The organism is Pseudoxanthomonas sp. Root65, from assembly GCF_001427635.1.
GTDB lineage: Bacteria > Pseudomonadota > Gammaproteobacteria > Xanthomonadales > Xanthomonadaceae > Pseudoxanthomonas_A.
On record NZ_LMHA01000002.1, the window covers coordinates 905972 to 917566 of the forward strand.

Here is an 11595-nt window from a genome sequence, read left to right on the forward strand (position 1 = left end):
ACGAATCAGCGTCAATAGACTATTGGCGGCTGGGAGCCAGCGGCGACACTCAGGATCTACATCAGGAACGGCTGGCTGCATACTCTCAAGATCAGCCTTTCACTTGTCTTCTCGAGTACCAAGCAGACGCGTGCAATTCCATGTTTGGAGGCCAGCATGACCAGTAAGAGACCGCCGGCCGAATACGATCCGGCCGCATTGCACCTGCTCGAGGGCTTAGCTCCTGTTCGCGAGCGCGGGCCGACGATCCTGAACGGAGCGGAGCTTTCCGCTGACGAACTGCAACGGCTTTGCGAAATTCTGGCGGCAAATAAGCACCTCTGGCAGATCGAGGTATTGGACGCTCAGTTGCGCAGAACCACCGTATTTCGTGGGCAGATGCCATCTAACAAGCTGATAAGTGATCCCAGTTAGCGTTGTAGAGCCAACCAGCGAGGGTGAGCTGAGAGGTCAGGTCGACGTGCCAGCTTGCGCGTGCGACGCCTGCAGCGTTATCAATCGGATCACGTGGAAGCGTCACCTCAAAACCTTGCTGGGCATCCCTCACAAAAGACGGGTGCTTAGTTGCAAGCGCTTCTATCTTCAGGCTCCAAATGCGTAGCCTGCCCAGCGCGCCTTGCTTTTCTAGATTGGCTAAATCCACTGTAGGGAAATCCGCGGTGCTGGCTCTATTCGCCACCAGAGATTGACCGGTCACAGCTGCTGAGTGCACGTACGGCACGTCACACCAGGCGATTGCCGTGCCCCCAGAGTCTGGGGTCGACAGGGATCCGCCACAAGTCCGATATAAATATATCAAACTGCATAAAAATCATTGGCTTAGGAGATATTCTTGCATCTAGATCTACGGGCTGAAAAGCGGTATTAGTGGGCCTAACTTTCTCGCAGAGCCTTGATGACGATCATCCGCTAGCCAGCGCGTTGCCCTCCACATTGGGAAAAAAGAAAGCCCGAGCTGGCGGCTCGAGCTTCCTTGGTAACCGGTTTTGGCCCCGATTACCCCCAGCCTGCTCTTCTGAATCCTCGTCGTCAAGAGGAGGGCACCGTGCGGCCTGCATTTTCAGGAGGCCTCATGAAGCAGATCAAACGAGTACCGCGCCCTCTCGCCCCGCTCAATTTGCACGTGGGTGCCCAAGCCCTTTGGGAGAAGCGTCTAGTACGCATAGAGGCGCTCAGCAGTGCCTCGCAGATCTACGTGCGTTGTATCGGTACCGGGGATACCGCGTGCGTGTCGTTGCAGGACTTGGCCGCACCGCGCCCGCTCGCCGTGCGCGGGCCTATCCGCGCCGCAACTGAGCCTGAGGCCGACGCCAACGCCGTAGAGTGGTGCAAACAGCTCAAACAGCTGGAGAGTAGAGAGTGCGAACCCCAAGACGTCGCGCAAAAGATGGGCGTCTCAGTCAAGACCGTCATGCGCCGCCTGTCGAACTACCGCGTCAACCCGCTTCCTGGCGCGCAGGTGAAGGGGATACCCGGCCCTGCCCGCGGTTCAAAGCGCCTGACTCCGGCTCAGGAAGCGATCGTCGCGCACGTGATCGAACAGGACTACCTGCGTCCGGAGCGTCCCACAATCAGCGCCGTGGTCCGGCGCATTGAGCAAGAATGCCGCGCAGCCAAGGTCAAGCCGCCAAAAATGAGATCAGTGCGCGCCCGCATTCGCGCCCGAGATCCACTGCAGGTTGCGAAGGCGCGCCTAGGACCGCACGAAGGGGAGGCCAGGCAAGGTCCGTCGGTTCGCGGGATCGAAACCTCCCGAGCTCTAGAGCTTGTCCAAATCGACCATGCCCTAATTGATCTGATCTTGGTTGCGCCAGGCGAGGGTCGCCAAGTCATCGGCCGCCCATGGATCACATTGGCAATCGATGTGCACACGCGCTGTATCTTGGGCTACTACTTAGGCTTCGAGTATCCGAACCAAACTGCGGTGGGTCTTTGCTTGGAACATGCCTGCCTGCCTAAAGGTCCGTGGCTGAAACGCCTCGAGGTGGATGTCGATTACCCAATGTGTGGGCGCATGGACTGCGTTGCGTGGGACAACGGTAAAACGTTCCAGGCCCTTGGCGTACAAGCCCAGTGCGAACGCTACGGCATCTCCCGTCGCACACGGCCACCTTACAAGCCACATTTCGGTGCCTATATAGAGCGCTACATTGGCACTCTCATGGGCAAGGTGCATATGTTGCCCGGCACCACGTTCTCCAGCAGTAAGCAGCGCGGTGACTACCATTCCGAGCGCCGGGCCGTAATGACCTTGCGGGAGTTTGAGCGTTGGGTCGCCTATGCAATTGCCGGCGAGTACCACCACAGTCCGCATCGCGGTTTGAACGGGTTAACGCCGATGCAAGCCTGGACAACCGCGTGGACAAATTCACGTGGCGAGTTCCAGCTACCCCCACTGATATCCGACCCCCGCGAGTTCATGCTGGGCTTTTTGCCTGCGAAGATGCGCAAGGTCACGCGGGAAGGATTGGCACTGCATGGGCTGCGATACTGGGATCCGGCACTGGCGCCGTTGATCAACAGCCAGCAACCATACCGCGTGCATTATCACCAAGGAGACCTCTCCAAAGTTTATCTATACGTAGATGGCCATCACATTGACGTTCCGCTACTGGATCGCACGCAGCCGCCTTTCTCCATCTACGAGTTGCAGGAAGCTCGGCGCCTGATGCGTTCTGAAGGCAGCCGTACGCAGGACGAAACTGCGTTGTTCTCGGCGATAGGCAAGCAGCGTCAGATTGAAGACGCCGCTGCAGCAACCAGCAAGAAGGCACGCCGCAAGCAGGCGCTGCGCCCGCAAGCCGCCACTCCAGCGAAGACGGCAGTCGATTTCAGTCGACCAGTCATGCCGATAAGCACCGATTGGGAGGACGAGCTGTGAATGAAGACAATGATCCGCGGCTACTAGCGCCAACTAACGCTGGTGAAAGCAAGGAGCTTCGCTTTATCCCAGTCAGCAGTCACCTTGCCGCTCTCAAATGGCTACGACATCTGTACTGCCACGAGTACGGACGAACACGTCCGCTTAGCCTGCACCTTATCGCAGACGCGGGAATGGGGAAGACGCGCATCCTCAAGCACTATCATGCCCTTCACAAGGGACGGCTGCGCGACCCATCCGGATTTCATCCACTTCATGTGATTCTCGTGGAAGCGCCGGATGACGGAGACTGCCGTCGCTTGTGCGAAAGTTTGATACGTGAGTGCCTACCCGGGTTTGAGCCGGGTCGACGGTTCCGCCACGTCGAGATGTGTGTCGAGGTGCTGATCCGCTCCGGTGTGCGTCAAGTTCTGATCGACGAGGCCGGTAACCTACTTCACGCTGGACGCGTTCGCCAACAACAGACCCTTGCGGTTCTCAAGCGACTGACCAACTGTGGCCTGACGCTTTGCATTGCCACCACGGAGAACATGCGCAATGTGCTGGCCTCGGACGAGCAATTGCATTCACGTTTTCGTCCGTTGCTGTTGCCGCGCTTTCAGGAGTCGGAAGAATTGCGTGTGCTTCTGGCCAGTATTGATGCACAACGACCCGAAATTTCGCATTTGGACAGTCAACGCTTCGTACGCTGGTTTCTTGCTAATGGCTATTGCACCACCGGCTCCATCGAAAAACTGATTCACAACGCGAGTCTGCGGGCAGCGCGTCAGCCCAGCTCAGTATTAACATTGGAACTTCTTCAGGAGGCCATGACCGATCCGCTGCCGCCAGTAGTACTGGGGGACGGACAATGAATTTCCTCACGCTTCCGCACTGGGCAACACCAGTGCCAGGTGAATCGCGGGCGTCATGGCTGGCGGCAACGGGTCGGCTGCAGCCAATGGACAGCCGAGAGTGGGAGGACTGGATACGAGCGGCGCCGGAGGAACCGGAACGCCCACAGGCCGGCACCTATTGGGTCAATTTGCCGGAAGTGTTGGGGGACGGCGCATCGGTCGCGCCGACCTGGCGCCTGCACCCTAGCCAGCGCAAGATGTATTGTTCGCGCTGTTACGTCGACGACGAGCCGCAGCAGCGCTGGGTAGTGCGGGCTGAGTGGTTAGACGCGCGGAGGCTAACTTGTCGTTTACATGCGCTCCCACTGTCGCCGACGCTCCCCTCCCATGGAGAAGATGCCGGCTGGCGCAACTGCATGGCTCAACCTGAGCTGCGGGGCTTGGCCAACTGGTTGCACGTCTGGTGCCGTTGGGACGGGCGGGTGCCTGACTGGCAGAGGGAGTCCCTGTGGCGTCGTGACCTCGTGCGGATGGTGGTGCGCAACTGGAGTGCTTTTGTCGACCACCCTCCGGCAACCTCAGCAGCGTGGGAGCTGTACCTGTGGGGATGGCAGTATCAGGCGCGATCGCAGGCGTTCCGACCAGGCGAGCCAGCTCGATTAGGCAGCCTGCCGCCGGCGGAGCGGCTGGGCGCGCTGCTGCTCACCCATCGATGCTGGGCTGCACTGCGTGGCATTGAAGCCGACACGCCGTTGCCGCGGTTGCCTGCGCTTGCCTGGCAATGGTTTCTACGGCGCTGGCTGCCGCGCTTGGACGCCGTTGATCGCGCGCGGGTGGTACAGATTGCGGAGCAGAGCGCGGATACCGCCCGACGTCCATTGCCGAGGCGCGCCATCCACTCGGGCCAATCGCCGTAGTCCGAGTCTGCGACCTCTGCTTCTGTTGCAGGCCGATAGCGGCGGACTGACGGTTAGGGATCGTTATCGGGGGTAGGGGACGGCAGCTTCCGACCCAGAGCGGTCAAGCTGAGGGCCCAACCTCAGTTGCCTGCTAATCATCTGGAGTGCCGCGAAGCCCGTCCGCCAACGGGCCGGCAACAGTCCTATCTGGTTTGCCAGGGTCTGGATCCACCGGCCGACGCACGCTTATGCTGGCGCAGTTTGGGCATAGTCGACTTAAAGGGGAATGCCATGATTCGGATCTCAGCCATTCTGGGGTGCCTGTTGCTGACCGTTGGCGGGGGCGTGGCTGCTCAGGATGCTGCCAACTTAGAGAAGACGTATGCCGCGCTGTGTGTCACGCAGGCTGCGCAACAGGGCGAGACGTGTGTGGCGCTTCGTGAGGCGATTGCTAACAGGTCGAGCGCAACCGGAGGTGGCGCCGATGGCGCGAGCGAACATGCAAACCTGAGCATCGCGGACTGGGGAGTATTGGCTCGCCTGGCAGGGACTTATTGGATCGCCGGCCCTCATTCGGATGGCACAGTAACTATCCACAGATATGTGATCATCGAACATGGCATGGCCGTCGAGTTCACTGCTTACACGCCGGGTCTTCCATTTGGTTCGAGGATCGTGTTCCGCAGGGGAGTCGTGCCTGGGGAACTACTGGCAGACGTGCATGAACTGGGCGAAGCGAAGGGAACAGCTGTTAACTTCCGTGTGACTACTGATGCATTGCAGTCCGACTGGTATCGATTTGCCACGACCCTCGGGATGGGGGGTGTCAATCTGAAGAAGGACATAGAGCTGACCGCACAAGGTGTCTATTTCTATAAGCAGGGGTATGGGAAGGGATCCGATCGCCCTGAACCGGTGAACGCGTTTCCTGACGGATTTGTGCAATATGCCGAGCAAGAAGCCGCGCGGATCGAGGCCAGGGGCGAAGTCGCCGGAAAAGCCGCCATGGATCAGGCCTATAAGGAGCTGGCGCAGGAAAAGCGCCGACAACAACGCGAGCGCTCGGACCGCTTCAATGCCGCCATGTCATCTCTACAGAATGTGCTGGCGACTGCCAATGACATTGCCGTGCAAAGCGAGGCCCAATCGCGCGCGCGTCTGGACGCCACTCTCGACCAGGCGGCACGCCAGGCCACGTCCGAACGCCAAGGCAGTGCGGCCGGATCGGACCAGTACGCCGCGCGCGAGCTCGCGAACGCGCGTGCCGCTACGGAGCGGCAGGAGGCGATTGCGGTGGAATATGCTGACCGCCGTGCGGCTGCGGCACTCAGCGCCGCGCCGGATACTTCCAGTGTCAGAGCAGCCGGTGCAGGCAGCGCATCAACCCAAGATCGCGCCGACACGTGCGTTGGCCAACCTGTCACGAAGACACATGTGTGCCCCAGCAGCAGCGGATTGGTTGGACGCATCGTCAACAATTGCGCCGCCCATGTGGATGTGCGCATGTGCTTCATGACAGATGCCGGCTGGAGCTGCCAATCCAACTATGGCTTGGCGCCCGAGCGTTCCTGGGAGCCGGGCGATTGCAAAGCGACTGGACAGGTGTTCCGTTCGGTGCGTTACAGCAGAAGCAACACACCGCTCGAGTCGCCGTAAGCCAACTCGACATTCGTTGCGCGGCGCCCAAGCCAGCCTACCGCCATCTAAATATCGGCATGGCGAACGCGACATACAAAGCCGCACGCGACTGTAGAGAACAGCGATGTCCTTCACCCGATAAGCCGGCTCCAGTAGTGGCTTGCGGGACATCTCTTGCTGGTCAGGATAGGGACGACGTCAGCTTCTGGCCGGAAGTGGACATCCACTGCTTCGTCCAAATTCGTCAGGGCTGAAATCACTGGACTACATAAATTGGGCGCCGCACTTGAAAGGGCCGCGATGCAGCAGCATGCCCTGCAGCTGAAGTGCTAAACAGGCCCGGCTGAGTTATTGGAAGCAGGTCCTGCGAGCCATACGCGCACTGTCATACGCAGAGCTTCCGCAGTATCGCGAATGCCCAACTCGCGATCAGTCACAGCTCCGCGCAGGAAGCTCACGACATCCGGACTCCACATGATGGCTGTGGTTCGGTCTCCGAACACATTGTCTTCTGGCTCGCTCATGCACGGAAGGATAGCCTTTGGCCGCCCATCCATCACGTGTGCGACGGCTCGTCGCTGGGCTGGCGCGTGAAATGGCGGGGTGGGGCAACATACCCCAAAGGGAGCTAGCTGCACGCTCCCAGCTGTGAAGCCTTGGGCAGACGATATCCAAAAGCTGCCATGAAGCCTCGAAAGGTTAGCTTCTCCTAGCCTGGAGCTGACAGGGGAACGGTGACGGCTTAGTTCTGGCGCGTTGCGTGGTGGGTGCTCTTGCGATCTAAATCGCTTTGTTAGCCTGCTCCACGACTCCCTGGAACGCACATCTCACAGGCGTGGCACCCAACGGAATGAGGCCAGATTCAGTCATTTACATACGAAACTCTGATCTAGAGGCCTCACCCAGAGGGACGTCGATTACTGCTGCCAATGGCAACTGCTCGAAGTCCTCATCTGACATCTCAAGCAGCTGACCTTTCAGGGCGTTGTGGGTCTCTATCCGTCGCCGATCGACCAAACCCTGGAGCACGCTTAAGAGCTCTAGGAGATCCATCGCCTCAAGTTTCCCTAAGGCGAAAAGAGGCATGGGTCTGCAGTCCACCCACAGGTGCCCGTCAAGCCCGATTCCTGCCAAGGCGACTAAGGCTCGCGAAACCCCGCCTGGCTGGGAGACCAATGTGTTGTGTAGGTGCTTGAAATGTCTATGTCGACGTTGAAGCGGCTTTGATAGATGACCCAAAATCTCGCTCGCTCCCCACGGATGCACGCCCCTATCAAAGCAGCGTCCATACATGACCAATGCCACGGTCCACCAAAGGTCTACATCAGCTTCGCCTGGTTCAGCGGTGGCAACTTTATCGGCAAAGTGAGCAGCCGAGGCGAGGTCGTCGGCAATGGCTGATAGCGTTTCCAGCAGGCGCGCTTGGCGTCCATCCACTCGGCGAGCTTCGGACATGTGTGGATCTCCTGAATTTCCGAGGCTTGCATTCCCTACCGTTCCATCATGTATACGACCGATCCGTAGCCATGCAACACCCGCTCATCGGCATGGGTGGACTGCAATCTTTTTGGCCTCTAGGCAGCCCCACATGGCCCGCAGCGTGCTTCAGCAGATAGGAGGCAGTGTCATCCCCCACGTCAGACCAGCGCTTAGACAATACCTATGCGTAGGTCACAAACTAGTAGAATCCCGATTACTCAATTTCGTTCGGGGCTCTCAGATGATGCGGTGGATGCTTCTGGTTCTACTGATGGCAGTCGCTTCTCCCGTTCCCGCACAGGTGTACCGAGCATTTGACCAGCGCTATACCACGACCCTGAACGGCGATCTGGTCTTCCTCGCCAACACGAACCTGACGTGCAACGGCAGTGGAAGTTGCAACTCCGGCATCAATGATGGGCAGACGATGGTGGCGACCAAGCTGCCGGCGGATGTTGCGGACACCAGCATCATAAATTCCAGCAGCGCCACCCTTTCGGCGGCCGATCTACCAGCCGGTGCTCAGATCGTACGGGCCCAGCTTTACTGGGGCGGCTTGGTGGCCAGTGATGGCAGCAGTCAACCCAGCCCCTCCCCAACGGCTACGCCGATCCGCTTTGGCCGGCCCGGCCTCGGCTACCAGGCGCTCCCGCCCGCCGCCTGCGACGTGTCGCCGCGCTCCACCATCTGGGGCGCAGCCCAACCGCATCACGTCTACACCTGCCGGGCCGACGTCACCGCCGCCGTGCGGTCGAGCGGTGCCGGGACCTATCGGGTAGCAAACCTGCCGTTGCAGACCGGTGTGGTGAACCGATTCGGTGGCTGGACGCTGGTCCTGGTGATCCAGAATCCGGCGCGCCCGCTGCGTAACTTCACCATCAACGATGGCCTAGCGGTGATCGCTACCACCGGTAGCGCACCGGTCAACCAAGTATCCGTGACCGTCTCGGGCTTCCGCACGCCATTCAGTGGCGCAGTTTCTGCGCAGCTGGGCTGGATGGCGATGGACGGCGACCGCGGCGCGCCGGACGGTTTCACGTTCCAGGGCCAAGGCTCGTCGTTGGTGAACGTATCTGACGCCTGTAACACAGCCGGCGATGTCTTTAACTCCACGATCTGCCGCCTAGGCAGTGTCGTGAGCCAGCGCAGCGTAGCGAACAACAACTTGGCCAATACGCTGGGTTTCGATGCAGACATCGTGCAACTGGCCAACCCTGGCAACAATGCCCTGGCCAATGGCGCCACCTCAGCCACGCTTACCGCCCGTACGAGCAGCGAAGGCTATGCTATCTCGGTGCTTACCACGGCAATCGACGTGTTTCAGCCTACGGTCGATGCCGCTACTGCGAAGACGCAAACCAACCTGACAAATCCAGGCCTACCCGCCGGACAGGCGCGCGCCGGCGATCGCATCCGCTACACCATCAATCTGCAGAACACGGGACAGGACAATGCGGTGGACGTTTCCATCCGCGATACGATTCCCACCAACACCGACTACGAGCCAGGCAGCCTGCAAGTGACGGCTGGGGCTAACAGTGGCGCCAAGACCGATGGCGTCGGCGACGATACAGGCGAGATGTCCGCTGGCGCGGCGACGTTCCGCGTGGGTACCGGCGCAGACAGCAACCAAGGCGGTTTGCTGCGGTGTCCCGCGTGTATTGGCACGCAGCCAACCTTGACGACGGTTAGTTTCATCGTGCGAGTGCGCGCCGATGCTGCCGACGGCGCGATAGTCCGCAATGTAGCGCAGGTGCGATATGTCGGCGCATCCAGCGGCGAGGAATTCAACGATACGACCAACACCACTGAACTGCGTGTTCAGGCGCCGCCCCGGCTGACCCTGGCAAAGACGATTGCCGGGCGCGTGATGGCGACCGACCAGTTCACCTTGACGATCAACAACGGTGGGCCGAGCGTGACCACTACGGGCGCCTCGACCAGTGTGTCGACTACTCCATTCGTTGGCGCCGCGGGCACAACGTACACATTGTCGGAAGTCGCAGCAGGAACACCTGCGGCTAACCTAGCTCTTTACGATACGCAGTACAGCTGTGTGAATAGCATCAACGGGACCACCGATGTCCCGCCCGGGCAGGGACGCAGCTTCCAGGTCACGCCGGTAGCCGGTGACGACTTGACGTGCACCTTTGTCAACACGCCACGCACCGTCGACTTGGCCGTCACCAAGACAACGCCAGTGACGCAGGTCGTAAAGGGCGGCGCCATCGACTATACGATTACAGTGACACACGTTGCGGGGACACTGTCGGCCGACGGCACGGTGGTCCGTGACAGCCCGGGTGAGGGTCTTAGCTCATGCGCAGTGACCGGCTGCATACCCAGTGGCGGAGCGAGCTGCCCCGCTGATTTGGCATCCATGCTCTCGCCTACCGGTGCAACGATTCCGTTGATGCCGCCGGGAGGGCGGTTGCAATTCGCCGTGCGCTGTAACGCGGATTGAGGCGTCATCAACTACAGGATGGAAGCGACACCGAAAAAACAGTAGGTTTCGAGACAAGTCTGCTTTCGACCTTGGATTCAACCGATCGACGCAACAGTTTGTCGATATCGCTCTGCCGGTGTTTCGTAGCCTAGCGTCTTGCGTGGCCGTTCGTTGAGCTGGCGTGCNCCTTGGATTCAACCGATCGACGCAACAGTTTGTCGATATCGCTCTGCCGGTGTTTCGTAGCCTAGCGTCTTGCGTGGCCGTTCGTTGAGCTGGCGTGCCACGGCATCCAGTCTGGCCTGCGAGATATCCGCCAGACTGATGCCCTTGGGGAAGTACTGCCGTAACAGCCCGTTGGTGTTCTCATTGGTGCCGCGCTGCCAGGGATGATGCGGATCGCAGAAGTAGACCTGGATGTCAGTGGCCAAGGTGAAGCGGCGGTGCGCCGCCATCTCCTTGCCCCGGTCCCAGGTCAGCGACTGGTACAGCTGCTTCGGCAGGCGGCGTGCGTTCTTGATCAGTGCGTTGATCACAGTCTCGGTGTCCTTGCCTGCCACCTTCACCAACATCAGATAGCGTGTCTGTCGCTCCACCAGTGTAGCGATCTGACTGTTCCGGTCACCGAACAGCAGGTCGCCTTCCCAGTGCCCCGGCACGGCTCGATCTTCGGCGTTGGCCGGCCGCTCACTGATCGAGACGGTGTCGGCAATCCGGCCGTGGTTTTCTGTCTTCTGGGTGTGATGGCGTGAACGACGCATCGCCCGTGTGCGCCTCAGGTGCGCGAGCAGCTCCTGTTTCAAGGCTCCGCGCGACTGGATGTAAAGCGTGCGATAGATCGTCTCGTGGGACACCTGACGGCTCGCATCATCGGGATAGGTGCGTTTGAGCCAGCCGGCCACCTGCTCGGGCGACCACTGCCGCTGGATCTTCTTTGCCACGTAAGCGGCCAAGGCTCGATGCAGCGCCAGCTTACAGGGCTTGGGACGACGCGCCCGGTCCCAGGCGGCCTGGTCCGCCTGGCTGGCTCGATAGCCTTCAGGGCCCTCGTTGCGCCCGATCTCGCGGCTGATCGTAGAAGGGGCTCGGCCCAGCGACACCGCTATCGTGCGGATCGATCGTCCCGCTGCCAAGCCGCGGGAGATCTCCTCGCGCTCAGCCAGGCTCAGCGCCCTTGGAGATCTTCGCCTCATCGGCGGACGAATGCCGCCGTGCTCGGCCAGGATGTTTCGGACGGAGCTGTGGTGCCGATCGAACAGGGACGCGATCTGATGCAGAGACTCGCCCTGCTGCCAACGGTCCCACATCAGTGCCTTCTGGGTATCGGTGTAGTAGATCCTCTGCCTGCGCTTCACCCGCAACACTCCTGCTGCCTATGCAGCTATCCGTGTGTTGCGTCGATCATATGAATCCGCG

General features: G+C 60.2%; 7 protein-coding genes. 5 read left to right on the top strand and 2 right to left on the bottom strand.

The genetic code is table 11. The features are described 5' to 3' along the window. The first annotated feature begins 156 nt into the window (after positions 1 to 156). The 4 genes from ASD77_RS18195 to ASD77_RS14665 all read left to right on the top strand — a co-directional run bounded on the left by ASD77_RS18195 (position 157) and on the right by ASD77_RS14665 (position 6272). A complete protein-coding gene (locus ASD77_RS18195; RefSeq protein ID WP_156383659.1) occupies positions 157 to 414 on the top strand; it encodes a hypothetical protein in 258 nt (85 codons plus the stop codon). Positions 415 to 1072: 658 nt separating this feature from the next. After that, positions 1073 to 2881 carry a Mu transposase C-terminal domain-containing protein gene (locus tag ASD77_RS14660; protein ID WP_082563322.1) on the top strand — a complete coding sequence of 603 codons (1809 nt, stop codon included), beginning with the start codon at positions 1073 to 1075 and terminating at the stop codon, positions 2879 to 2881. Then, positions 2878 to 3735 carry a TniB family NTP-binding protein gene (locus ASD77_RS17855; RefSeq protein ID WP_162247636.1) on the top strand — a complete coding sequence of 286 codons (858 nt, stop codon included), beginning with the start codon at positions 2878 to 2880 and terminating at the stop codon, positions 3733 to 3735. The genes ASD77_RS14660 and ASD77_RS17855 overlap by 4 nt, the downstream gene beginning before the upstream one ends. A 1172-nt stretch (positions 3736 to 4907) precedes the next feature. Further along, complete coding sequence (locus ASD77_RS14665; protein ID WP_055943285.1) at positions 4908 to 6272, top strand: hypothetical protein; 1365 nt, start codon at positions 4908 to 4910, stop codon at positions 6270 to 6272. An 852-nt stretch (positions 6273 to 7124) separates the two neighbouring features. On the opposite strand, the gene ASD77_RS18320 is transcribed toward ASD77_RS14665, so the two are convergent. After that, positions 7125 to 7709: a hypothetical protein gene (locus ASD77_RS18320; protein ID WP_162247637.1), complete on the bottom strand. Its 585-nt coding sequence runs from the start codon at positions 7707 to 7709 to the stop codon at positions 7125 to 7127. 295 nt (positions 7710 to 8004) lie between these two features. On the opposite strand from ASD77_RS18320, the gene ASD77_RS14675 reads away from it, so the two are divergent. Continuing rightward, positions 8005 to 10197, top strand: coding sequence for a DUF11 domain-containing protein (locus ASD77_RS14675; RefSeq protein ID WP_162247638.1), 2193 nt, complete (start codon positions 8005 to 8007; stop codon positions 10195 to 10197). A gap of 176 nt (positions 10198 to 10373) precedes the next feature. Here the strand turns inward: ASD77_RS14675 and ASD77_RS14680 are convergent, their stop codons facing one another. Next, positions 10374 to 11534 carry an IS30 family transposase gene (locus tag ASD77_RS14680; protein WP_055943569.1) on the bottom strand — a complete coding sequence of 387 codons (1161 nt, stop codon included), beginning with the start codon at positions 11532 to 11534 and terminating at the stop codon, positions 10374 to 10376. Between the last annotated feature and the right edge of the window lie 61 nt (positions 11535 to 11595).

Coding starts and splice junctions, on each gene's coding strand:
- ASD77_RS14675 (WP_162247638.1), top strand. CDS start 8,005: ATGGCAGTCGCTTCTCCCGTTCCCGCACAGGTGTACCGAGCATTTGAC.
- ASD77_RS18195 (WP_156383659.1), top strand. CDS start 157: ATGACCAGTAAGAGACCGCCGGCCGAATACGATCCGGCCGCATTGCAC.
- ASD77_RS14665 (WP_055943285.1), top strand. CDS start 4,908: ATGATTCGGATCTCAGCCATTCTGGGGTGCCTGTTGCTGACCGTTGGC.
- ASD77_RS18320 (WP_162247637.1), bottom strand. CDS start 7,709: ATGTCCGAAGCTCGCCGAGTGGATGGACGCCAAGCGCGCCTGCTGGAA.
- ASD77_RS14660 (WP_082563322.1), top strand. CDS start 1,073: ATGAAGCAGATCAAACGAGTACCGCGCCCTCTCGCCCCGCTCAATTTG.